This is a genomic window from Chlamydia abortus (assembly GCF_002895085.1).
Lineage (GTDB): Bacteria > Chlamydiota > Chlamydiia > Chlamydiales > Chlamydiaceae > Chlamydia > Chlamydia abortus.
Genome location: NZ_CP024084.1, coordinates 122,637 through 145,959, shown reverse-complemented (window position 1 = coordinate 145,959; position 23,323 = coordinate 122,637). Strand labels below are relative to the sequence as shown.

Here is a 23,323-nt window from a genome sequence, read left to right as displayed (position 1 = left end):
AATGACAAGAACAAAAATCAATAACTATTATATTCTATACCATAGAATTTGATTAGCTTTCTTGATTTCTTGTAATCTCTTTTCTTTAATTCTTCATATATACGCAGGCCTTTTGCATTCATCCCCTGTTGAAAATACAGGATTCCCAGCTTAGTCATTGTCTCCACGTCTGTGGGTTTTAGCTTGAGAATCATCTCATATTCTTGAATCTCTTCCAAAGGCATTTGCAAGTCATGATAACTGTAGGCCAATTGGGTGTGGACCCAGGCATTTCCTGGGGCATACTCATTTAAAATTTTAAATTCTTCTATAGCACGCTGAGCCGTTGCAAAAAATTTTGCTTGAACATCTTCTCCATATCTTCCGGGAGGTACCCAGTAACTCACATCAAATTCGGGGTATTTTCTAGGATCTGCATACAATCCAGAGAGCGCCACATAAGCATCAGCTAAGGATACATGAGCTCCTAAATCTACAGGAATGGATTGGACGACTTTGATGTAGGCCTCTATGGCTTTCTGTAATAAGCATTCCCTGAACAAAAAGTAGTCTTTCCAAAAACAAAAACAGCTGAATTTTCTCATGAAGTCATGCTTAGGAAGAAAATTTAGCATACTCGACAAGAGTGTGTACTCTTGATTTTGTAAATCTATAGCTAGCTTGGTTGCTGAGGAAGCTAAATGTGTTTGCTCTTCCACAATGTTCTGCTTCCCCTTGAATAAAGTCTGAGCCTTTCTTAAATAGTCAGTGGCGAGATTTTCAAAAAAATCTGGTTTTCCGGACAGTATGTACAAACGAACAACAAGACAGACAAATAGGGTAAGAAAAAAACACGCTAAGCAAAATGCTGGAACAATAGTTTTCCCAGAAAACAGAAAAAAATAAAGGAAGACTCCCAACTCCACACTCATTAATAATAAACATCCAAATAACAATAAGCTGTGTCGAATAAGATATTGGCGTAATTTTTGGTGTGTTTTTTTACATAAAGCTTCTAGAGTTGGGAGAGCATTATTTAACTTCATGTATTTTACAAACTCATCTTAATTTTATGGGAAATTATGCAACTAATTGTTTTAATGCAATAGCTCCAATATTATTAAATAATAAAGCTTGTTATGGTTTCAACTTATCTACTAGCAAATTTTGGCGGTCCGCGTCATTCTCATGATGTTGAAGTTTTTTTAACTTCATTACTTACGGATCGTGATGTTACCGGAGGATGCCTTCCTTCCTTCCTTCACAAACGGTTATTTTCATTTATTGCGAAAAAACGCGCGCCTAAGGTTGTCCCTCAATACAATTGTATCGGTGGATATTCTCCCATATACCAAGATACAGAGGCTCTTGCCAAAACTCTATCTTCGCATTTAGATGCGCCTGTGATTACCTTTCACCGCTATTTACCTGACACGCACTCTCAGACCATACAACAGTTAAAAACTCTCGGAGATCTTCCTGTTGTTGGTGTTCCTTTATTTCCACATTTCACTTATGCTGTCACGGGGAGTATTGTGCGATTTATCCACAACCACCTACCATCACTGAACATCTCTTGGGTAGCGCATTTTGGGAATCACCCACAGTTTATTTCATGTATGATTGATCATATTCTGGAATTTTTACAATCTCACGATATCCCTACTCATGACTGTTGTCTATTATTTTCTGCCCACGGCCTCCCTATGAGATATGTGAATAAAGGGGACCCGTACAACGTACAATGTGAGAAATCCTTTGCAGCCATTTCTGAAAGATTACCCAATATAGAAACCTTTCTGTGTTATCAATCTAAATTCGGTCTTGGCAAGTGGTTAACACCATCAACGAAAGAGGTCTGCAAAACACTCAAGACTAATAAAAAATACGTTCTTATTGTGCCTTTTGGATTTACATCAGATCATATAGAAACTCTTTATGAAATAGAAAAAGAGTACATTGCCATTCTTATAGATAGAAAATACCAAGCTCTACGTGTCCCTGCGATTTACCAATCTCCTCAATGGGTCCAATCATTAGCAACAATTATTCAGAGTACTCGGTATGTAGAGAAACACAGCTTAATAAAATCTTGATGTCCTAAGGAAGACGGTATTGCTGTTTAATGGTTTGGTATTTGCCCGACCGTATGCTTTTCGCTAATCCCATATTAAAACCTTCCAACAAGTTATTCTTCTCCCCACGAAGAACTACTAATCTTAGGCCGTCTTGATTCAAAGGCTGGGAAATAATTTTTAAGCGTCCTTTATATGCGGTGTCTATCAATGCTGTGACTTCTATAATTGGAGCGAGCAAAGCATCATAACATCCGGAAGATAAAGCTTCTAAAGCTATGGGGACGTGTTGATAAGGAGTCAAAACTGCATCAGGGATATCTTGGCCGACAAGTATGGAGGCATCAAATTTATACACGCCAATCAGTTTGCCACGCAGATCCTGGATGGATGTGTAGGGAGAGCCTTCAGCGACAACAAGTACCGGACCTGTCAGCAGTATGGGTTCAGAAAATTGGTAATGATCCAGCATCTCTGCTGTCGGTAGTATCGATGTGAAAGCTCCGGCAGTCTTTTCGTCATCAAGGTTTTCAAAAAGATGAATCCAATCTTGATTGATAACATTAATATTCAGGTTCTCACGGTAATTGATCTCGGATACAAGATCATTTAAGAAACCGTTGATATTTGCCGTGTAAATGCCAAATTGTTTAGGGAACCAAGTCGTATCTCTTCCTACTAATAATTCTTTCTTTTCTCTAGAACAACCTAAGAAAACCAACGGAAGGAAACACAAAAGAGCTAGGAAATACAGCTTTAAGGAATTCTTGATTTTCACGCTAACTCACGCCTCGGATTCCAGACTTATTTTTCGCATCATATTCTACACAAGAAATTTTATCCAGCATGCTCTCCAAGATAAATTTTGAATAAAAACTTTTCGAAAGAATGGCTTAAGGGCTAAAAAACCTGTTTATCAAAACAGAAAACATACTAGCTGTTTAATGTTAAGAATTTTATGGAGAAATTTTCACTATCCTAATTAGAACTGTCTTCGAAAACATATTCTGATAAACATGTGCCTCCCAGTTTCCTACTACGTTTTCGTATTAGACCTTCAACAAGGATGGGTTCCATAGAAGCATTTTCTAAAAATAAGCACCCGTGTTTATCTAAAATCCCACCGACCACGATATCACGCAATACGGCGGCAAGATAGCTATCTTCAAGATTATAGGGAGGATCTATGTAAATGAGGTCAAACGACATGTTCTTTTTGGCCAACCGTTGAATTGCTGACCTTGCCTCTTGTTTGATAATTGTAATTGGCAAATTCGGGTGCAAAAGTTGGCTATTTGCCCGAATTAATCGGACAGATTGTGCAGAAGAATCTACGAAAGTTACTGAAGCAGCTCCGCGACTTAAGGCTTCAAACCCCACAGATCCCACTCCAGCAAAAAGATCTAAAAATCTCGCGTCCTCAACATAGACAGAACAGATGTTAAACACGGCCTCTTTGACCACGCCACAAGTAGGACGGACTGAAGGATTAGAGAAAGTTTTTAAAGACTTTCCTTTGTATTTGCCAGCAAGAATTTTCAAATTATAACCTGGGGAATAAAATCTATATAATCAGCGGCCACTAATCTATATTCTATAGTACGAATGTGTCCGAATCCCTCTAAGGGGGCTCGCACTTTATGCATATGACCAAATAGACAATGAGACACTCTTCCATCTGCTTCTAGCATCTGTGAGACGGGTCCCGGAGATCCGTCACTACTGATGGGCGGATAATGTGTCATAACAATAATTTGCTCGATATTCTTAGGGACAGCTTCTAAAGCTCTTTGCAATCTCCCCAGTTCTCTTAAGAAAATTTTCTCATCTTTCTCGTTATATTCCCGAGCTTTTTCAGGAGGTGAAGATTGGAAACATTGCGAAGCTATTCTTATAGTTGGGCTATCCCAAAGTCTTACACCGACAACAGCCATATTCGGTTGTATTATAGAAAAACCTTGAGCTAGATAGTATAAACTTTCGGGAAGGACTTGCGCTATTTTCGTTACTGATGCAGAACTCCAGTAATCATGATTTCCACGAATCATGTACTTAGTTCCTGGAAAGGATCCTAGAAAGGAGAAGTCTTCTTTCGCTTCTTCAATATGCATCGCCCAAGAGATGTCTCCCGGAAGCAAAACTATATCTTCGGGAGAGACTGTTTGCTGCCATCTTTCACGGATTTTTTCGTGGTAGGAAATCCAAGGCTGACCAAACACTTCCATTGTCTTTTCTGGGACTCCGATAGCCAAATGTAAATCTGCTATACCATATATCTGCATAAATCAGGGCAATCCGTGCGCTATGAATGTCAAAGGATATTCTACTGGATATCGTGCTAAAATCTCGATAGAGAAAAACAGGAAAAGTATAGTGTGAATGATAAAAATCTTTGATCAAAATGTATAATTATTAGGAATCCTCGTTCCCCGAGGAATGATGATAATTCCATCCCTAACGACTAGCTTCCCATCCGGAGAATCATAATCTTTATATCCTTTAATATTCGTCAATTTCACTCCGTTACCGATCCTACAATTCTCATCAATAATTGTTTTATAAATCTCACAATTATCGCCTATACCTAAAGGAGTCTGCAACGTATTCCCATAGCGGTCATTCCCCATAACAACAGAATGGTCGATCACAGAATTTTTTCCTATCACACCACGAATTCCCACAACACTATGAGATACCTTACTAGAATCGATAACAGCACCTTCACAAAGCAAAGAATTCGAAATCATGGAATCAGAAACTATCGTCCCTGGAAGGTGATGATTTTTACTATAGATCATGCCTCTATCGTCGTAACAGTTCAATCCACGGACATGAGGTCTTGGCCTTTGAGTTAAAGCTATATTGGCTTCGTAATAAGATTCGATGGTACCGATATCCGTCCAATACCCATCATAAAGAAAAGTTTTTACGGTGCCCCGTTGTATTTGTGCTTGAATAAGATGCTTACCGAAATCATCCCCTGGTTCTTCTAGGAGGAGTTGGAACAGACTCTCTCTTCGGAAAAGGTAGATTCCCATATTGCCTAAAAAATTGCCATATTGAGGATCTAGCTTATGTCTACGACAATCTGCAGGCGAGAGTCGAAAACGGTTTAGGATTTCTTGTTCCTGGGGTTTTTCATAGAAATCTAAAAGATTTCCATCTTTGTCTATTTGTAATACCCCCATTCTTGAGGCATCTTTTTCTTGGATTGGCTGGGCAACGATGACCATGTCTGACTTTGCATACAAAGCATAGTCTACTATCCTACGGAAATCCATATTGTAGAGTTGATCTCCGGACAAAACTAGAAAATACTCTATCTCAGTATCTTCGAGATAGAGAAGATTTTGACGAATAGCATCTGCCGTCCCCTGATACCACACTTGACTCCCATCGCGGCCCTCAGGAGCAAGGAGATGTATCTGATCTTGAAGTACACCGTGATAAAAATAGGTCTTCATGAGGTGCTGTTGTAAGGTATATGTAAGATACTGACCTATCACAAAAATCTTCGAAAATCCGGAAGCTATAGCGTGTGAAATAGGCACATCGATTAATTTGTACCTACCTCCAAAAGACACAGTTGGTTTACAACGCCAACAGGTGAGAGGAGATAATCTTCTTCCTTCTCCACCGCATAAAACAATAACACCAACCTTATCTCGATAAAAATGAGAAACTTGATAACTTGAGGGATAGCCCTGAAAATCATTTTCTATCATTTGCCCTGCCTTCTGTAATTCCAATTTTAAATTAGAATCAAATAAAAAGACTACACAAACTAACTAGAATATAATTATATTAAATTAATAACAAAACCAAGCTTTTGTTATTTAACAAAATAAAAAAACGAATCATATTATAAACTTTTTAAAAGTGTAGAAGCTATGGCCGCGTCCGCTTCTTTTAATTCGCATTTGGAAAGTAAAGACTGCACTAATTCTTCAAGAGTAAATACGGATCTTAATTTTATCCCTGCATCTTTTAAGGCATCGGCTCCCCCGACCTGTCGATCTAGAAAAACTAAAGATTCTCGAATATTTAAACCTTCATCTTCTAAAGCCTTAGCTGTTTCTAAAATGGATTGACCTGAAGCGACAACATCGTTAATGACTAAGCACGTTTGCCCTGGGGAAAACAATCCTTCAACTTTTATTCTATCTGTTTGGCTTGAATGTTTGAGTTCTTTCCTTCTCAACACCATAGAGATATTGTATTTCAGAGATATGCAGGTAGCTAAAGCAAGGGCAGTGTAGGGAACACCACACAATAAGCTACTATTAAAGGAGGGGCGTAAGCACCAAATCAGAGAAGCTATCGTTTGTAAAACGTTAGGACAAGAAATCACTAGCCGCATATCGACATAAATAGGAGTTGTCTGACCATCGGCGAGATTGAAGTCACCGAATTGTATTGCTCCTATACGATATAGGTTCATTACAGCATGATCACGGAGTTGCTTTTCTTCAAAGCTCATCATTACCCAGTATCCTCTCGTTTTTTTGACAAAATACAAAAACTCTCATTATAAGCGCAAAGATATGCTTATTCGTTTATTTTTTGGTATTCCCCTATCTAAGGGATTAGAGAACATCCATGAGTATCCCTTAACTGTGGCTATCTTTCAAAAAAAAGAATACTTAGGAATCTACAGCCCTGCACAAGCTTCTTTACCAGTTGCACAACTCCCTACATATTACCAACAAGCTCAGGAAATTCTAGAGAAAGTATTACCAGAAAAATATCTCTCTGGGGGAGAGACTTCCCTACTAGTTTTTCCTGACATTCTCATTGGCAAATAAGTCTCATCGAAAAAACTATTTTGCAGTTTGTACTTGATTACCGATGACACCAATAGAGCCATGTTCTCTGGATACGGGTAAAGACGATGAAACTATGTAATTGACAAAGATCAATCACCTTAGGATCTGCCAAATCGTCAATGGGATTTGAGCAGGCGCATATGGAGAACAAGATCTACAGTCTTATGGTTAAGACTGTAGGCTTCAGGATTCTCAGCTAACATGTAGATGGTGTTAAAAAATAGAAGTAGTGTGACCTTTCAGCCTATTCTTTTAAAGAAAGTAAAAATTCTGCGTTACTATTTGTCTTTTTTAATCTACCTAATAGCAGATGCATAGCGTCAATCGCAGTAAGATCTGCAATTGCCTGTCGGAAAAGGTAAACTTTTTCCAATTCACTAGGGTGATAAAGTAATTCTTCTTTTCTTGTCCCACTCTTAATAAGATCAATTGCTGGGTAGGTTCTTCGATCAGAAAGACGACGGTCTAATACCAGTTCCATATTTCCTGTACCTTTGAACTCTTCAAAAATGACTTCATCCATTCTAGAACCGGTATCTATCAACGCAGTAGCTAAGATGGTTAATGATCCGCCGCCTTCGATATTTCTTGCTGCTCCGAAAAATCTCTTAGGCTTATGTAGAGCACTCGCGTCTACGCCGCCTGTTAAAATCTTTCCAGAATGTGGTTGCACGGTATTGTAAGCTCGCGCTAAACGTGTAATAGAATCAAGAAGGATCACGACATCCTTTCCGTGTTCAACTAAACGTCGAGCTTTTTCTATAACCATTTCTGCAACTTGAATATGTCTTTCAGGCTGCTCATCAAACGTAGAAGCCACAACTTCACCGCGCACCTGTCGAATCATATCGGTCACTTCTTCTGGGCGCTCGTCAATTAACAAAACAATGAGAACGATATCCGGGTTGTTGACTGCAATAGCGTGCGCTATGCTCTGTAAAATTACTGTCTTTCCAGAACGTGGAGGCGCTACAATAAGTCCCCTTTGTCCTTTCCCTATGGGTGCCGTAAGATCTAACACTCGCTCAGCGAGGTGCTCCTTCCCCATTTCCATAACAATTCTTTCATTTGGGTATAGAGGGGTCAAGTTTTCGAATAAGACTCGTTCCTTAGCTTTGTCTGGAGTAGATCCATTGATCTTATCTACCTTTAATAAAGCAAAATACTTTTCTTTCTCTTTTGGAGAACGTATTGTGCCTATAATTGTGTCTCCCTTCTTTAAATCAAATCTGCGGATTTGAGCTGGGGAAACATAAATATCTTCAGCAGAAGGGAGATAGTTATAGGTAGGTGATCTTAAAAAGCCAAACCCATCAGGAAGAACTTCCAAAACTCCCTCTCCGATTAAAAGCTCATCTGAACGTTCAGACTTTGCTTTAACGATCTCAAATACCACTTGAGATTTAGTGAGAGACCCGATGTTCTTCACTCCATATTGACGAGCCAATACATTAAGCTCTTCAATTCCCATCCTTTGCAATTTGGCAATTTTTGTAATAGTTACAGGTTGATTTTCATTAACTACATCCGCAACTACTGCACATTCTCCCGCAAAAGACTTCTCTTGCAACCCAGGACACGCATGTTTTCTATTCTCTTTGACCTTTGGCAAGACTTCTGAAGAACGTTCTTCTTTCATAGTGCTCCCTTTAAAGCGTAAAAATATTCTTCAACTTTATGACGTAATTCTTCTTTAGTACCGTTATTTTCGATAACAATATCGGCATGCATCATTTTTTCCTCATGAGAAGAAAACCGTGCACATCTCTGATAAAAATTTAAATCAGAACAATTAGTTTTTTTGGTAAACCTTTCCCTACGAATATTCTCATCAGCTGTAATTAGAATTACACGATCAAACCATCTCGCATAATGTATTTCGTACAACAAAGGCACCTCAGCAATGAACAGAGGGTACTTTCGCTCTTTAGCGACTTGACAATACTGCTCTTCAATAATTCGACAAACTTCAGGATGCAAAATAGCTTCTAAAGCTTGCAGCAGATCTAAATTACCAAAAACTTTTTCTGCTATGACTTTTCTATCAAATGTATTGTCAATAACAACTTCTGGTCCCAGGAGATCTATAACGCGACGACCTATGTGCGAGTGAGGAACAAGGAAACTATGCGAAACTTTATCAGCACTAATTACATAGGCTCCCAGCTCTTGAAAAACCCTACACGCCTCAGTCTTTCCCGAAGAGAGATCCCCTGTAATAGAAACTTTTAGCAATTCTAACATTCTGCCCAATTTTTTCCAATTAAGATATTCACAACTAATGGGACAGATAAAATCATTGCAGATTCCATTATATCTCGCACTAAAGTTTGCACTTCTTCTTTTTCTTCCTCAGGGACTTCAAAGATCAATTCATCATGTATTTGTAACAGCATACGGCTTCTTAATTTGCGTTTTTCCAACGCAGCAGCAAGCTGTAGCATCGCTAACTTGATCAATTCAGCTGCGCTACCTTGAATGCGGGTATTAACGGCAAGACGACCTGAAGCAGCACGAGAGTTCGAAAACTCTGTCCAATTGTCAATGATTCTTTCTCGTCCCAGTAACGTCTTTACACGCAAATTTTCACAAGCTTCGTTTATCGTTTCATTAATAAAACGAGCTACTGCAGGATAACGATCAAAATATGCATCTATTAACTTCTGAGCTTCAGAAACACTGATTTTTAAAATCTTAGAGAGTCCATAAGCTTGTTGCCCATAGATAATACCAAAATTTACAGTTTTTGCTTGCATGCGCTGTTGCTTGGTGACTTCTTCTAAAGGCACATGAAATACCTGAGAAGCTGTAAATGTGTGGACATCTTCTCGCGACGCGAACGCCAACCTCAACGACTCATCTTGACTCAAATGCGCCAGGAATCTTAACTCAATTTGAGAATAATCTGCAGATAAAAAATAATTATTCTGACGCGTATCACAGAACGCTTTTCTTAACAATCTTCCTCGCTCAGAGCGTATAGGAATACTCTGTAAATTTGGATCCTGACAAGCCAACCTACCTGTGACTGTCCCCATCTGATTAAATGTCGGGTGTATCCTAGAAGTATGAGGATCTATTTGCCTAGGCAAAGCTTTAACATAGGTAGAGAGTAACTTCTCAATAGCTCTAAATGCTAAAATTTTTTCAACTATTTCGTGCTCTCCTAATAAGGCTGCCAAAACTTCTGCCTTCGTTGATCGAGCTTTATCTATAGGTGTTAGGCCTAATTTATTATATAAAACATCTGACAACTGCTTAGGAGATTTAATATTAAAAGACGTCCCAGCTACTGTATAAATATCATCAGTAAGAATTGCTAATTCCTCTGATAAAGTTCTCTCAAGCTCTTGAAGATCCTCCACATCTAGTGGCATCCCATTTCTTTCAATCGTGAATAGGACTTTCTCTAGGGGCATTTCCATGTTGAAAAATAGATCTTCTAGTCCTTTGACTTTTAATTCTTCTAACAGTGATTTTTTGATTTTAGGCAGATGAGAAACAAATTCTCCGAAATATTCCGCAGGTTTGGCGGGGGATTTCAATATAGGGAGACTTAATTGTCCCCATTCCTTTCCATACTTACCTGCAGACTCTACTAACCCATGATCAACGAGAAGTGTTTGGTAAGAAATCTTCGCTCCACCGTTGATCAAATGTTCTGCTAAGGCTAAATCCAGGGTTATATTATGAATGTGAATGCCAGCATTTTTTAACGCATGGTTATCCCTCTTGATATTATAACCGTAAAATTCAGTATCTTTTCTTTTGAAGAAATCGCGTAATGGCGTGATGACATCGTCTTGGGCATGTTCTATATCAACGTAATACACTTGTTCATCGCAGGCTAAAGCGACTCCCATTAACGTAAGAGAGGGAAGAAAGTTCCCCTTGTACCCTACAGAAAAAGCGACACTCTTTCCCTGTAAAGTAGACAAGACACGAACTAAGGGCTGACAACTATGAATGATCTCTATATCGATGTTTGACGCTTCTTCGACTGGTTGGACCAAGGTTTTAAAACCATGACGCATGTAGAAGGTATTGATTTCTTCCTGGGGCACCTCGTGTAGAGGAAAGGCAAATCCACTTATGCCCATAGGAAGAGGTACATTGTTATCTAATACAGCGAGGTCCTTACTTAATAACAATACATCTTTTTGTTCGGAGATCATTTTATGAGTGGAACCTGTCAATTCATCAAGATGTTCCAGAATACCTTCAACAGAATGATATTTTTGTAACAGAGCTGTAGCTTTTTGAGGTCCACAACCAGAGACTCCTGGAATATTATCTGAGGTATCCCCCACCAAAGCCAGATAATCGGCTATTCTGCTCGGGGGGACACCATAGATATCTACAACACTATTTTCATCGATAGGAGGTCCAGCTTTCCAAGGATTCCAGGCCACAACATTCGGGCCTACAAGTTGGAGTAGATCTTTATCTGCGGTACATAGGCAAACTTCACATCCTTCTGAAACTGCCTGCTTTGTGATACTCGCTATAACATCGTCAGCTTCAACGCCTTCTATTTCTAAATAACGTAACCCGAGTAAATGACAATATTCTTTAACTATAGGAATTTGTTGGTAGAGATTCTCATCTTGTTTCTCCCGATGAATTTTATAATCCGCATAAATTTCTCTACGACTCTGTTTGTTGTTTGGACCATCAAACACAGCAACCATATGCTTAGGAGAGAATTCTTTTATTAATTTATTCATAGAACGAATAAAGCCAAACACGGCTTGAGTTCCTTCTCCTGAAGAATTTTTCATATCAGGGAGAGCAAAATATGCTCTAAAAACAAATCCTGAAGCATCTAAAATAAAGACCTTTCTCACTAATTCTCTCCGCCCTATGAATCAGAATCACGAATCTAAGTAGTAAAATGTACTTATGGAATTATCTAAGCTTGGGAGCAACTCATGTTGAATCTTTCCTGTGATTACAGGGCTGTTCGTTATTGATGACATAACTCTTTTCAACCAGCCATCACTGCCTAAACCAATCACACGGTAGTTATTTTCAATTTTGCAATCGGCGACTAAATCTTGTAAGACTTGTTGTTTAGTTACGTTCGTTACATCAATGTAACCTTCTTCTAAAGCCTTTTCAGGTGAATATAGACGGGCACCTAACACGCTAACAAGCTTATCTTTAGTTAATAGCGGGCGATTTGTGACCACAACATCGACAAATTGACCATAAAGATAATCTATAATTTCTTGACGAATCTCACGATCTTTAGCTGTCCACTCTGTATAAGGATTCATAGGGGCTTTATCTTTCCCTGCGATAAGCAAATCGCTTTGCACACCATAACGAGATAAGCCTTCTTTGACATTAAAATATGGCCCTGAAAGCACTCCTATAGACCCTATTAAAGAAGACGATGTGGAATAAATTTTGTCCGCAGCACAAGCAACATAATACCCACCGGAAGCACACAGACCGTTGACAAAAACGTAAACAGGACATTGCGTACGCTGTTTCCAAAACTGAATTGTTGAATAGACTCGAGAAATTTCGAATACCTCTCCTCCAGGGCAATCCATATCGATGATTATGCCCTTCACTCTATCTTTGTATGGTGGGGAATCTAATGTTGTAATTGCCTCTTGAATGATTTTTGCGGTGTGTTTGCTAGAAGCAATCACATCCTTCATTTCCAATACAGCAATAATGGGAGCATCTTTGCCTACATCTTTGACTTCTCCCTTAGCATCAGGCATATTCACAAATTGTGAGTCGTGCATTCCAGAGGTAGAAACAACCAACATCACAGTAACAAAGAAAGCAAGAACTACACCCAGAGATAAACCTAGAATTGATAGGAAGCCTTTAGACATAAAATGCCAAAACGTTTTCATAAACACCCGTAACGTCAAAAATTTATAGAACAAATATAATAAGGTATGTGAGGGAAAGCTTAAAGATCAAAAAGAATATGAATAAAAAGGGCGTAAACGCCCTTTAAATCATAGTATCGCGACTTCTTCCTGATTAGAATTTTCTCCAGGAGTCTTACTGATAGCCATATCTGACACCATAGAATCTGCACCTGAACTGGCAGCAACGGCATCAGCTTCTTTAATGTTGTACTCTCTTCCTATGAAAGCAACAACAGCTATCCAAACAATCATAATTAAAAGAAGTACGACAGCAATCACATTGAGACTTGCTGCAACAGAGGAAAAGATAATCAAAAGCCCTTGATAAATCAACGAACCTCCTGATTTCCCTATCCGAGATACAACACCATCAATAGCAGCTTTACCCAAGTTCTTCTGATCATTTGGCAGGGGAACAAAAGCCATTTCCTTAGTTTGATCAAAGAATGTGAATTTAGCGGCACGAGAAAATACGTTTTGCATACCACCTATCCACGCAGCTATCGCCAAAGGCGCCGTATTGAAAAGACCGCCAAAGATCATAACATCTTTCTTCACAGCAAATATCGCTCCAAAGAACAACACGCCGGTGACCAACATCACTATTGGTGTAGTCAACGCTCCTACTGTCCAACCCCACTTCCGGATACTTTGTCCAGTAAGGAAAATAGCAGCCAAGACGGAAACAATCCCTATCAAAGTCGTAATCCTACTCATATAGCTATTGAATTCCACGTGGGAACTATAAATTTGGCTAACTTGATCTTTCCAAACAACTTCGAATAAGTGAATAACGAGATTGTAGGATAACACTATGATCGCCAGACCTAACAAGTATCGAGAACGAATAAGATAAAGGAAGAGATTCTTCGCTTTAGCTTTCGTCTTTTTCTTAGCCTTTGCACTAGCTACACTCTCTTCAACTTGAGACGATCCTTCTGTTATAGATTCTGAAGATGAATAGGCTGAGAAATTGTAGGTATGTTTTGTGAGGAGGTGAACTTTTCTATACAGCCAGATCATACTTAATCCAGCTAAAACGATTAAAATGGTGAGGTTAAGCATAACCTCGTGCCACTTATCCTTGACGAAAGGGCAAACAAAGAACGTGTGTTTCCCCATCCAATAGGAAATTTCTCCCGCCAATACGGAAGATAGATTTAACCCCGTATTAATTAGGGCATAAAACCGTCCTGCTTCCTTTATACTAGTGACTTCATTAGCTAGCCCCCAAAAGAGGGTTGAAAGAATTACTGAACTCCACAGTTCCGACATGACATAGTAGAGGCTATAGCTCCAATAGCGAATCATGACAATAAAACCGCGTAGCCCTTGTGGCAGTAATTCTTGTAATTTATCCGCAACAGAATGCAAGTGTATAGCATCCCCCATAGGGTAAATCACTACGGCGAATAAGAAAAAGAAACCTAGAAAAGTACCTATGAAGGAATAAAAAACGGTGTCTCTTGGACACCGATTACTTAACCAACCGTAAATCATGGTAACGATAACGGCTCCAGGCACTATCCCCCAAACTTTCAAGAACGGTATAACTTCCGCACCCGCGTCAGACCCTACCACCACTAAAGTATCTTTCATACTTTTCAGGAGGCAATAATTAAATCCTACGAAAAAGGCTAGCCAGAAAAGAGGAAGAAATTTTGGAAATTCTGATCGATATATGGGGCAGAAGTACGCCCGCAGTCTTGAAAAGGGTTTCATCTCTGATGACTGCATAAACTCCTTCCCAAAATTATAGAGCATAAAGATTTGTAAACAGATGGTAAATCATGCCTAAAAGACTTTGAACTTATACAGTTCTTATAATACTTGTTGCTGAGCAAACGGCAAGGCATATTTAAAAGACTACAACAAAATGCAAAGGACCATTGTAGCTAAACACAGCCTAAAACACAAGCTGTTCCTTCGAGATTCTTTTCTCCTTCTTTAAAAAAAAGAATTACCACAACCCCCTAATGAAGACACTGTTTTCTGTAATCTATGACTCTCTCTAGAAAGTACAGAAACCCAAGGACAATCAGTGGTGCTAGCCCGATTACAGGAATCTGTACACCCGCGGTGACCCCGAGTAAAATAATAAATTGAACTACTGTGAAGATTTTCCCGAAAAAGAGAGCACGGTAATCGTAGCCCTTCCATCCTCTAACAACAGAAAGGTAAATGCCAAATAAGACAAGAAAGATATCTCTAGCAAAAATAAGGAGGAGGTGTTCAGGAGAAAGGGATCTTTCCCAATAAAGAATGGCTACACAGACAAACACAAAGAACTTATCAGTAAGAGGATCCAACATAGAACCAAAGCGACTAGTCGCTTTGTAGCGACGAGCAAGATAGCCATCTAACACATCGCTGGCCATGGCTCCCAAAATGATTAATAGACGTAGATGAATCTTCTCTTGATAAAAGAATAGAGCTAGCCACACACGTGATAGAGAAAGTAAGTTACAAAATTGTCTCATGATTTTGGCTAACGCGATCTTTATTAAGGAATCTTATAAATAATCTAAAAGAGCTCATTATAGGATAAGCCAACTCTACAGGCAAGAAGAGAGTTCTTTTCCTTAACGGCTACCTGCTAGATTACCTTACATGGACACCTATTTGATATTTTAGAAAATTTTTAAAGAAAAAGAGCAACTAGTCAATTTTATTACGAACTCTGTTGAAAAAAACGGAAAGAGAGGGATTCGAACCCTCGGTACCCTTTAGGGGTACGCGTCCTTAGCAGGGACGTACTTTCGACCACTCAGTCATCTTTCCTTAAGTCAAGGAGTATATAGAGTTCCTTAGTGAAAAACCTTACCGTCCTCCTGTTCAATAAAGTAGAATAATTCCTATCTTTAATGAAAGCAAGTGAACTTTTAGGCTAGGGTTTCTGGTTTATTTTTTCAATCCCATAGACAAAGAGCGGGATAAGCCCAAGCTCTGTTCTAAAAGAAGAGGCTTATTCTATTGCAAGCTAGTATTAGTGATCTAGTAATTTCTATCGCGTATTTTTCAGCTTCCTCTAAACGCTTAACGGAAACTTTATTGGTTTCGCAGCCTTTATAACTTGAGCATATATTTTCGATATCCTAACCTGATCTCTAAAGATGCTTGCACTTAGATCACGTCATAAAAATCATGTCAACTCAAATAGAAAAGACTCCTCCCCCTACTCTACCTAGCCCACCTAATTCTAAAGAATCAGAAATGATTGTTCTAGGGTGCATGTTAACAGGAGTCAACTATCTTAACTTAGCAGCCAACCAGCTAAATGAAGACGATTTTTACTATCTTGAACATAAAATCATTTTCCGAGTTCTTCAGGATGCCTTTAAACATGATAAACCTATAGATGTGCATCTCGCTGGAGAAGAACTTAAACGAAGAAATCAACTCGCGGTCATTGGAGGTCCTAGCTACTTAATCACCTTAGCAGATTTTGCAGGAACAGCGGCCTATATTGAAGAATATATCCAGATCATTCTTTCTAAATCGATCTTAAGAAAAATGATCCAAACTGCTAAGGAAATAGAGAAAAAAGCTATAGAAGAACCAAAAGACGTTGCTGTTGCTTTAGATGAAGCTCAAAATGCTTTATTTAAAATCAGTCAAACAACCTCTCTCTCGCAATACGTTCTCGTTGCTGATAAACTACAGGGCTTGACCTCTTCTCAAGACAAACCTTTCCTTATACAGCTACAAGAGAAGCAAGAGTTTTTTCAACAATACGCTCAAAGTGACGATGCCTTACCTATCTCTGGTATTCCTACGCATTTCATCGATCTCGATAAAATGATTAACGGTTTTTCGCCATCGAATTTAATGATTCTTGCAGCTCGACCTGCTATGGGGAAAACGGCTCTTGCTTTAAATATTGCAGAAAATATGTGTTTTCAAAATCAACTGCCCATAGGAATTTTTTCTCTAGAGATGACTGTGGATCAGCTAATTCACAGAATCATATGCTCTCGATCTGAAGTAGAATCTAGAAAAATCAATGTTGGTGACTTATCTGGTCAGGATTTTCAACGTATTGTTTCTGTGGTAAATGAAATGCAACAGCACACCTTGCTTATAGATGATCAACCTGGATTAAAAGTGACTGATCTTCGTGCTCGAGCTAGAAGAATGAAAGAAAGTTATGATATTCAATTTTTGATTATTGACTACTTACAGCTTCTTTCTGGATCTGGAACTTTACGTTCTGTAGAAAGTCGTCAAACTGAGATCTCTGAGATTTCAAGGATGCTGAAGACTTTGGCAAGAGAGTTAAATATTCCTATTCTCTGTTTATCCCAGCTATCTAGAAAAGTGGAAGACAGAACTAACCACAGACCTATGATGAGTGACCTCAGGGAAAGTGGAAGTATCGAACAAGATTCCGACTTGGTTATGTTCTTATTGCGTAGAGAATACTATGATCCTAATGATAAACCTGGAACAGCTGAACTGATCGTGGCTAAAAATCGTCATGGTTCCATAGGTTCTGTGCCTTTAGTTTTCGAAAAAGAACTTGCAAGATTTAGAAACTACGCTGCTTTTGAATTCAACGGTTAAAACAAAAGTTTTTATAATTTCGGCTAAGTATTTTGTATAAAAATTCCAATTTAGGAATATGAAACAAACTCGTTCTATTTCTTTGACGAGATAGGGCAAAAATCGTTAGTGGACCACAAAATATCTTTGTAGTAACATTTTTCCTGTTGTTTCCTGTGAGCAAAATAGATGCCGCAAACCTAGGATGTACTTAGTGTGTTGAGATTGCGGATAAGTACAACAGAGAAACAAAGTGTGCTTAATTAACTTTAGGTATCCGAGGAATGGTTGTAGTTTGCATCTAGCCATTCTAGTGATTTTTTCCTAATTGAGAAAAAATCTTATCACACACATATTCATACGCTAACAATAAAAAAAGACTATGTCATCTGTTAAAAAAAAACGAAGACTTAAAATCGCTAAACATAAGCGTAACAAAAGACGCCGAAGAGACCGTCATAAAAATAAATAATTGCTAGTTTATGTGGACTCACCCAATTAATTACGATGTCATTGTAGTTGGAGCTGGGCACGCAGGTTGCGAGGCTGCATTTTGTTCTGCAAAAATGGGGGCCTCCGTACTCATTCTATCTTCAAACTTAGATACTATTGCTAAGTTAAGTTGTAACCCTGCTGTTGGTGGTATCGGGAAAGGGCACATTGTACGAGAAATCGATGCTCTGGGCGGTATCATGGCAGAAGTTACTGATCAGTCTGGGATACAGTTTCGTATCTTGAATCAGACCAAAGGTCCTGCCGTCCGTGCGCCAAGAGCTCAAGTTGATAAGCAAATGTATCATATTCATATGAAACGCTTATTAGAGAGCTCTCCAGGCCTACATATCATGCAAGGTACAGTGGAGTCTTTGCTGGACAATGAGAACGTTATTCAAGGCGTCACAACAAAAGAAGGTATCACGTACTTAGGGAAAACAGTGATTCTGTCTTCCGGGACGTTTATGCGTGGTTTAATTCATATTGGGGATCTTAATTTCCCTGGAGGACGTCTTGGGGATCCTGCGGCCACAGGATTATCACTAGCATTAAAAGAACGTGGTTTCCCAATCAGTAGATTAAAGACAGGCACGCCTCCGCGTTTGCTTGCTTCCTCTATAGATTTTTCTGTAACTGAAGAACAACCCGGTGATCCCGGCGTAGGTTTTGTGCACAGAAGTGAGCCATTTGTTCCTCCCCTACCTCAAGTATCTTGTTACATTACCCACACTACAGAAAAGACTAAGGATATTATTGCGGCCAACATTCACCGTTCCGCTCTTTATGGAGGACGCATAGAAGGTATAGGCCCACGATACTGTCCATCTATTGAGGATAAAATTGTAAAATTCGCTGATAAAGAGCGCCATCATATCTTCATAGAACCTGAAGGGATTCATACTCAGGAAGTCTACGTAAACGGTCTGTCTACGTCTATGCCTTTTGATGTACAATACGACATGATCCGTTCAGTTCTTGGATTAGAAAATGCTATCATCACGCGTCCTGCTTATGCCATTGAATATGATTATGTTCATGGGAACGTGATTTACCCTACCTTAGAAAGTAAGCTAATAGAAGGCTTATTTTTATGCGGACAAATCAACGGAACAACGGGCTACGAAGAGGCTGCAGCGCAAGGGTTGATCGCTGGTATTAATGCGGTAAACAAAGTACTAAAAAAACCTGCTTTTATTCCTTCGCGGCAAGAATCGTATATTGGAGTTATGTTAGATGACCTGACAACTCAAATCTTGGACGAGCCTTACCGTATGTTCACAGGGAGAGCAGAACACCGCCTTCTTCTAAGGCAAGATAACGCTTGCTTACGTTTGTCTCACTACGGTCGTGATTTAGGATTATTAAGTAAAGAGCGTTACGAGATTTTTGAAAATCAAAAACAAATTATAGAAGAAGAGAAGCTACGTTTAAGCAAGACATTTAAAAAGTATGGGAACTCTGTTGTTTCCTTAGCGAAGGCTCTATGTCGTCCAGAAGTATCCTACGACACGCTCAGGGAAGCATTCCCTGAAGACATTCGGGACTATGGTTCTACGCTGAATGCTTCATTAGAAATGGAAATTAAGTACGCAGGATACATAGATCGCCAGAAGGCTTTGATTCATAGTCTATCCAAGTCAGAGAATATGGTTATTCCTGAAGATATAGACTACCAAAGTATTTCTTCTTTAAGTTTAGAAGCTAGAGAAAAGCTAGCGAAATTTACCCCAAGAACTATAGGGTCTGCATCAAGAATATCAGGAATTGCCTGTGCTGATATTCAAGTGTTGATGGTTGCTGTAAAAAAACATGCTCACCAATAAGTGTATTTTCTTAAATCTTTCCGGGAAGACCATCTTTGAGCAACTGCAAATAGAAGAAGCCCTTCTTCGCAACTACAAAGAAAACGTATGTATTATTAATTTTAATACACCGGAAGCTGTAGTTCTCGGCATTTCCAGGCAACCCAGTGAAGACCTTTATATCTCCGAGTTACGATCTGATAATATACCTATAATTAAGCGCTACAGTGGTGGCGGCACGGTATTTATCGATAACAACAGTTTATTCGTCACTTGGATTATGCATTCCCAGCATATGGCGCAGTCTCAAGATCTCATGCAATGGTCTTACGGTATCTATGCTCCTATTTTCCCAGAGACATTTGCTTTACATGAGAATGATTATACCCTGGGAGAGAAAAAAATTGCGGGTAATGCTCAATATATCCAGAAATCTCGTTGGGTACACCATACGACATTTCTCTGGGATATGGATATAAATAAGCTCTCACGTTATTTACCAATACCCCAAAAGCAACCATCATACAGAAAACAACGTCTACACCAAGATTTTCTGACGACTATTCGTCCGTGGTTCCCTACTAAAGAAAGTTTTTTCAATAAGTTAAAAACCTCTGCAAGTAGTCGTTTTGTCTGGGAAACTCTTTCAAAGAATGAACTGAAAGACATCTTAGAAAAACCACACAGGAAATCCACAATCTTACTGTAAAAGTATTTCTGATTAAGCAGCAGAATTCACTATTTCGACTTTGCTGAAGAAATAGTTAATTTCTATCGCAGCGTTTTCCAAACTATCAGAACCATGAACTGCATTAATTCCTATAGACTCACCAAACTGAGCGCGGATAGTTCCTGGAGCAGCTTCTTGAGGATTTGTTGCTCCCATAATTTCTCTATTACGAGCTACAGCATTATTCCCTTCAAGAACCATAACCACTACAGGACCAGAAATCATAAAATCCACTAACTCTTGGAAAAATGGACGCGATTTATGAACAGCGTAAAAGCCTTCTGCCTCTTTCACTGATAAATGCAACATTTTCATAGCAGCTATGCGAAATCCTGATTTTTCAAAGATAGCAATAATCTCACCAATATGAGCCTTACCAACAGAATCAGGTTTGATAATTGATAGCGTTTGTTCCATGTATATATAATCTCCTTAAACAACATGTAGTAAATGGTGGAGGAAATTATACCACGATCTTCAGGAAAGTCTAGATCTTGTTCAACCCCTGTAAATTCTTTTTTAAAGCAATAGGAAGAATTTCTGCTACTGACGCATGATCTGGAAGCTCGCTCATAGCTTCGGCGATCATTCTCTCTGCCGAGGATTTTGGATAGCCTAATGCTGCTAAAGCTTGTATTCCTTCTTCCATACAAGAAGGTTTTGCTGGTTCCCAAGAAGCGAGTATTTGTGCATCTAAAGGGAGTAAGTCTGCAAGCTTTTGCTTTAAATCGACCATAAGCTTCTCAGCAGTTTTCTTACCTATGCCCGGAACAGAAGCTATAGCTTTTATATCTTCAGCACGAGCTATAGAACACAATTGGCTAAGAGAAAATGTATTTAAAATCGCTAAACCTGTCTTAGGTCCCACTCCTGAAAAGGAGATTAACATACGGAAACACTCGCGTTCTCCACGAGTATGAAATCCATAGAGAACATGCTCAGTTTCACGAACAACAGTATACGTATACACTATAAGCTCTCGGTGTAGTTGACTTGACAGTTCGATCAGCCATCTCTCAGGAGCAAAAATACTAAATCCCAATCCCTGACTTTCAATCACCATAGTGCTTGAACTGATATAAGTAAGCACACCACGAATATAGTCGTACATTATCGAACTCCCAAACAAGTATATGCAGAAGTATGCGCGTGGCATATCGCTAATGCAAATGCATCTGCAATATCCTCACAATCCGAATTTAAAACATCAGGAATATTTAAAATCTTACTCACCATAAGTTGCACTTGCTGTTTACTTGCATTTCCCTTACCTACAACAGCTCTCTTGGCTACATTGGGAGTATATTCAAAGACGGGTATATCTCGTAAAGCAGCAGCTAAAACGAGGACTCCTCGTCCCATGCCTAACTTTATAGCACTTTGAGGATTCTTATGAACATATTGGGTTTCAAGCACAACAGCATCGGGAGTAACATTATCTAATACTCCAGATAATGTTTGGAAAAGCTGCTTATAACGTTGTGTTAATGAATCTTTGGAAGATAATCGAATCGCCCCGTAGCTATGAGCTCGGATCTTGTAACGCTGCTCAACAAGGATAATTGCATATCCAGAAACTAAAGTTCCAGGATCTATCCCCATAATCAATTGCGTCATAAACAAATCCGTGTACAGGCTTCTAAAAAGTTCCCCTAATGGGATGTGTAGGGTTTATTCTATGTGAGTTCTATATAATTACAACTAGAAATTCTTAGGTAAGATTTCTAAGAACCGCATTGTGATTCCTGCATACATGGATTACAGTCCAAATCTCTTCCTAGCAGCTGTTTTAAATGAGACACATGCACAACATCCTCGACTCCCAACTGCTTACTAAGAGTCTGTATATGGCAGTGCTGCTCTTCAACAAGATCGTGTAAGAGGGCTATCTCTTTCTTCTTTTGTACTAATTCATCGTGAATCTGTACGATCTTTTCTGCTTCTACATTTGTATAATCAGAATTTCTGTAGCATTGCAGCTCGAGATTTAACCTGGCTATTTCTTCTTGATACTTTGTAGTTTGATCTTCTTGTGACAGACATGCTGCATGCCTTTGTTCAAACATATCTGTTTCAGGAATCTTAGATAAAGTTACCTTGTCTAACTGTTCCTCGAGGATCTTAATTTTATGTTCATAACAGAGACGCCTTCCTTCACTAATCTCTGTTTGTTGCACACTTTCCACCAAATCGCGTTTCAACTCATCAATGATATCATTTTGGTGACGAACTTGTTGCAACTTCTCAGCAAGGCGATGTTGTAACCAATTGTTTTCATTTTTCAACTTCTCAATTTCAGAATTTCTCATCTCAGCTCGAGATGCAAATTCTCTCTCTAAAGCTGAAAATCGATATGTCCATTCCGCATGCATATCTTGTTCGTTAGGAAGCGCTGCTTGTACAACTTCTGATTTATTGGCGAGAAGTTGTCCACTCATTTTGCTACAAATATCTGCCAAAGCAGTACATGCGTATTCCCATTCCATGATGTCTGCATCTTTCCATCGACAGAGCAACAGAAGCATAGATCTTGAATATATGTCGTAATGATTTGAAGAAAAACAGGTGGAGTTGCTAGACCACATAGAAGTTAGATGCAGCTTAATTGCCAATAAGAGCCGCCGCAAAGGATACCTCTAAGATATTAATTAGATTTTTCTGGTTTATAGCACAGGAGAGAGTTATTGTCTCAACTTCACAGCCAAGAAAAAGCAATCAGAAAAATCCAGAAAATCTAAGTTTATATTTCCTAGTGTGAACACAAAACTTTAGAGTGTCATAAAAAATTCACTGTGGGGAAAAAAGCCAATCACCTTCTCTATATGAACGGTGAACACGTAGATATGAGTTAAGATCTAAACAAAAAGAAAAGCTGCTCAGAACAAGACTCGAACTTGCACGGACTTGCGCCCAAGGGATTTTAAGTCCCTAGTGTCTACCATTCCACCATCTGAGCAATAATGAAGAGTCGTATCAA

At 39.0% G+C, this 23,323-nt stretch carries 22 protein-coding genes and 2 tRNA genes; 6 read left to right on the top strand and 18 right to left on the bottom strand.

Annotated features, from left to right (window positions below):
- Positions 1–17: 17 nt before the first annotated feature.
- Entirely contained in the window at positions 18–1,025 is a 1,008-nt protein-coding gene (locus CHAB577_RS00745; protein WP_011096854.1) for a tetratricopeptide repeat protein, read from the bottom strand.
- Positions 1,026–1,118: 93 nt separating this feature from the next.
- Between CHAB577_RS00745 and hemH the strand changes: the two genes are divergently transcribed.
- A complete protein-coding gene (hemH, locus tag CHAB577_RS00740; protein WP_011096853.1) occupies positions 1,119–2,075 on the top strand; it encodes a ferrochelatase in 957 nt (318 codons plus the stop codon).
- A 4-nt stretch (positions 2,076–2,079) separates the two neighbouring features.
- Here hemH and CHAB577_RS00735 read toward each other — a convergent pair whose 3' ends face one another.
- The 5 genes from CHAB577_RS00735 to CHAB577_RS00715 form a co-directional block, all read right to left on the bottom strand.
- Complete coding sequence (locus tag CHAB577_RS00735) at positions 2,080–2,832, bottom strand: transporter substrate-binding domain-containing protein (protein WP_006343802.1); 753 nt, start codon at positions 2,830–2,832, stop codon at positions 2,080–2,082.
- Between the two features lie 200 nt (positions 2,833–3,032).
- The gene (rsmD, locus tag CHAB577_RS00730) at positions 3,033–3,596 is read right to left on the bottom strand and encodes a 16S rRNA (guanine(966)-N(2))-methyltransferase RsmD (RefSeq protein WP_011096852.1); all 564 of its coding nucleotides are present in this window, start codon (positions 3,594–3,596) and stop codon (positions 3,033–3,035) included.
- The gene (locus CHAB577_RS00725; RefSeq protein ID WP_011096851.1) at positions 3,593–4,336 is read right to left on the bottom strand and encodes a metallophosphoesterase; all 744 of its coding nucleotides are present in this window, start codon (positions 4,334–4,336) and stop codon (positions 3,593–3,595) included. The genes rsmD and CHAB577_RS00725 overlap by 4 nt, the downstream gene beginning before the upstream one ends.
- Positions 4,337–4,450: 114 nt before the next feature.
- A complete protein-coding gene (gene glgC / locus CHAB577_RS00720; RefSeq protein ID WP_041461307.1) occupies positions 4,451–5,779 on the bottom strand; it encodes a glucose-1-phosphate adenylyltransferase in 1,329 nt (442 codons plus the stop codon).
- Positions 5,780–5,916: 137 nt separating this feature from the next.
- A complete protein-coding gene (locus CHAB577_RS00715) occupies positions 5,917–6,537 on the bottom strand; it encodes an orotate phosphoribosyltransferase (RefSeq protein WP_035395243.1) in 621 nt (206 codons plus the stop codon).
- A 61-nt stretch (positions 6,538–6,598) separates the two neighbouring features.
- Here CHAB577_RS00715 and CHAB577_RS00710 point away from each other — a divergent pair, with 61 nt between their 5' ends.
- Entirely contained in the window at positions 6,599–6,859 is a 261-nt protein-coding gene (locus CHAB577_RS00710) for a hypothetical protein (protein ID WP_006343797.1), read from the top strand.
- A gap of 265 nt (positions 6,860–7,124) precedes the next feature.
- Here the strand turns inward: CHAB577_RS00710 and rho are convergent, their stop codons facing one another.
- From rho to CHAB577_RS00675, 7 genes are all read right to left on the bottom strand, one after another.
- Positions 7,125–8,519 carry a transcription termination factor Rho gene (gene rho / locus CHAB577_RS00705; protein WP_006342805.1) on the bottom strand — a complete coding sequence of 465 codons (1,395 nt, stop codon included), beginning with the start codon at positions 8,517–8,519 and terminating at the stop codon, positions 7,125–7,127.
- Positions 8,516–9,124, bottom strand: a complete 609-nt coding sequence (coaE, locus tag CHAB577_RS00700) for a dephospho-CoA kinase (RefSeq protein WP_041461306.1) — start codon at positions 9,122–9,124, stop codon at positions 8,516–8,518. The genes rho and coaE overlap by 4 nt, the downstream gene beginning before the upstream one ends.
- Positions 9,118–11,727 carry a DNA polymerase I gene (gene polA / locus CHAB577_RS00695; protein ID WP_086393199.1) on the bottom strand — a complete coding sequence of 870 codons (2,610 nt, stop codon included), beginning with the start codon at positions 11,725–11,727 and terminating at the stop codon, positions 9,118–9,120. The genes coaE and polA overlap by 7 nt, the downstream gene beginning before the upstream one ends.
- Before the next feature lie 27 nt (positions 11,728–11,754).
- Entirely contained in the window at positions 11,755–12,756 is a 1,002-nt protein-coding gene (locus tag CHAB577_RS00690) for a S49 family peptidase (protein ID WP_041461305.1), read from the bottom strand.
- A gap of 108 nt (positions 12,757–12,864) precedes the next feature.
- Positions 12,865–14,514, bottom strand: a complete 1,650-nt coding sequence (npt2, locus tag CHAB577_RS00685; protein ID WP_011096845.1) for an NTP/H+ exchange transporter Npt2 — start codon at positions 14,512–14,514, stop codon at positions 12,865–12,867.
- Between the two features lie 236 nt (positions 14,515–14,750).
- A complete protein-coding gene (locus CHAB577_RS00680; protein ID WP_011096844.1) occupies positions 14,751–15,257 on the bottom strand; it encodes a CDP-alcohol phosphatidyltransferase family protein in 507 nt (168 codons plus the stop codon).
- A gap of 213 nt (positions 15,258–15,470) precedes the next feature.
- A tRNA-Ser gene (locus CHAB577_RS00675) sits at positions 15,471–15,558 on the bottom strand.
- Between the two features lie 363 nt (positions 15,559–15,921).
- Here CHAB577_RS00675 and dnaB point away from each other — a divergent pair.
- The 4 genes from dnaB (at position 15,922) to CHAB577_RS00650 (ending at position 20,325) form a co-directional block, all read left to right on the top strand.
- Positions 15,922–17,340: a replicative DNA helicase gene (gene dnaB / locus CHAB577_RS00670; protein ID WP_041461304.1), complete on the top strand. Its 1,419-nt coding sequence runs from the start codon at positions 15,922–15,924 to the stop codon at positions 17,338–17,340.
- A gap of 361 nt (positions 17,341–17,701) precedes the next feature.
- Positions 17,702–17,791: an AURKAIP1/COX24 domain-containing protein gene (locus CHAB577_RS05350; RefSeq protein ID WP_072667724.1), complete on the top strand. Its 90-nt coding sequence runs from the start codon at positions 17,702–17,704 to the stop codon at positions 17,789–17,791.
- A gap of 10 nt (positions 17,792–17,801) precedes the next feature.
- A complete protein-coding gene (gene mnmG, locus CHAB577_RS00655) occupies positions 17,802–19,637 on the top strand; it encodes a tRNA uridine-5-carboxymethylaminomethyl(34) synthesis enzyme MnmG (RefSeq protein WP_011096842.1) in 1,836 nt (611 codons plus the stop codon).
- A complete protein-coding gene (locus tag CHAB577_RS00650; protein WP_011096841.1) occupies positions 19,624–20,325 on the top strand; it encodes a lipoate--protein ligase family protein in 702 nt (233 codons plus the stop codon). The genes mnmG and CHAB577_RS00650 overlap by 14 nt, the downstream gene beginning before the upstream one ends.
- A gap of 12 nt (positions 20,326–20,337) precedes the next feature.
- Here CHAB577_RS00650 and ndk read toward each other — a convergent pair whose 3' ends face one another.
- The 5 genes from ndk to CHAB577_RS00625 form a co-directional block, all read right to left on the bottom strand.
- A complete protein-coding gene (gene ndk, locus CHAB577_RS00645; protein ID WP_006343788.1) occupies positions 20,338–20,763 on the bottom strand; it encodes a nucleoside-diphosphate kinase in 426 nt (141 codons plus the stop codon).
- A gap of 70 nt (positions 20,764–20,833) precedes the next feature.
- Complete coding sequence (gene ruvA / locus CHAB577_RS00640) at positions 20,834–21,457, bottom strand: Holliday junction branch migration protein RuvA (protein ID WP_011096840.1); 624 nt, start codon at positions 21,455–21,457, stop codon at positions 20,834–20,836.
- Positions 21,457–21,963, bottom strand: coding sequence for a crossover junction endodeoxyribonuclease RuvC (ruvC, locus tag CHAB577_RS00635; RefSeq protein ID WP_011096839.1), 507 nt, complete (start codon positions 21,961–21,963; stop codon positions 21,457–21,459). The genes ruvA and ruvC overlap by 1 nt, the downstream gene beginning before the upstream one ends.
- 107 nt (positions 21,964–22,070) lie before the next feature.
- Positions 22,071–22,832 (bottom strand): hypothetical protein, encoded by a 762-nt coding sequence (locus CHAB577_RS00630; protein WP_173024168.1) that lies wholly within the window; start codon positions 22,830–22,832, stop codon positions 22,071–22,073.
- Between the two features lie 387 nt (positions 22,833–23,219).
- Positions 23,220–23,302 (bottom strand) — tRNA-Leu (locus CHAB577_RS00625).
- Positions 23,303–23,323 lie beyond the last annotated feature (21 nt).

What these genes read in the sequence shown, in the direction of transcription:
- CHAB577_RS00745 (WP_011096854.1), bottom strand. Translation starts at nt 1,025, where the DNA reads ATGAAGTTAAATAATGCTCTCCCAACTCTAGAAGCTTTATGTAAAAAA.
- hemH (WP_011096853.1), top strand. Translation starts at nt 1,119, where the DNA reads ATGGTTTCAACTTATCTACTAGCAAATTTTGGCGGTCCGCGTCATTCT.
- CHAB577_RS00725 (WP_011096851.1), bottom strand. Translation starts at nt 4,336, where the DNA reads ATGCAGATATATGGTATAGCAGATTTACATTTGGCTATCGGAGTCCCA.
- glgC (WP_041461307.1), bottom strand. Translation starts at nt 5,779, where the DNA reads ATGATAGAAAATGATTTTCAGGGCTATCCCTCAAGTTATCAAGTTTCT.
- CHAB577_RS00715 (WP_035395243.1), bottom strand. Translation starts at nt 6,537, where the DNA reads ATGATGAGCTTTGAAGAAAAGCAACTCCGTGATCATGCTGTAATGAAC.
- CHAB577_RS00710 (WP_006343797.1), top strand. Translation starts at nt 6,599, where the DNA reads ATGCTTATTCGTTTATTTTTTGGTATTCCCCTATCTAAGGGATTAGAG.
- rho (WP_006342805.1), bottom strand. Translation starts at nt 8,519, where the DNA reads ATGAAAGAAGAACGTTCTTCAGAAGTCTTGCCAAAGGTCAAAGAGAAT.
- coaE (WP_041461306.1), bottom strand. Translation starts at nt 9,124, where the DNA reads ATGTTAGAATTGCTAAAAGTTTCTATTACAGGGGATCTCTCTTCGGGA.
- CHAB577_RS00690 (WP_041461305.1), bottom strand. Translation starts at nt 12,756, where the DNA reads ATGAAAACGTTTTGGCATTTTATGTCTAAAGGCTTCCTATCAATTCTA.
- npt2 (WP_011096845.1), bottom strand. Translation starts at nt 14,514, where the DNA reads ATGCAGTCATCAGAGATGAAACCCTTTTCAAGACTGCGGGCGTACTTC.
- CHAB577_RS00680 (WP_011096844.1), bottom strand. Translation starts at nt 15,257, where the DNA reads ATGAGACAATTTTGTAACTTACTTTCTCTATCACGTGTGTGGCTAGCT.
- dnaB (WP_041461304.1), top strand. Translation starts at nt 15,922, where the DNA reads ATGTCAACTCAAATAGAAAAGACTCCTCCCCCTACTCTACCTAGCCCA.
- CHAB577_RS05350 (WP_072667724.1), top strand. Translation starts at nt 17,702, where the DNA reads ATGTCATCTGTTAAAAAAAAACGAAGACTTAAAATCGCTAAACATAAG.
- mnmG (WP_011096842.1), top strand. Translation starts at nt 17,802, where the DNA reads ATGTGGACTCACCCAATTAATTACGATGTCATTGTAGTTGGAGCTGGG.
- CHAB577_RS00650 (WP_011096841.1), top strand. Translation starts at nt 19,624, where the DNA reads ATGCTCACCAATAAGTGTATTTTCTTAAATCTTTCCGGGAAGACCATC.
- ndk (WP_006343788.1), bottom strand. Translation starts at nt 20,763, where the DNA reads ATGGAACAAACGCTATCAATTATCAAACCTGATTCTGTTGGTAAGGCT.
- ruvA (WP_011096840.1), bottom strand. Translation starts at nt 21,457, where the DNA reads ATGTACGACTATATTCGTGGTGTGCTTACTTATATCAGTTCAAGCACT.
- ruvC (WP_011096839.1), bottom strand. Translation starts at nt 21,963, where the DNA reads ATGACGCAATTGATTATGGGGATAGATCCTGGAACTTTAGTTTCTGGA.
- CHAB577_RS00630 (WP_173024168.1), bottom strand. Translation starts at nt 22,832, where the DNA reads ATGGAATGGGAATACGCATGTACTGCTTTGGCAGATATTTGTAGCAAA.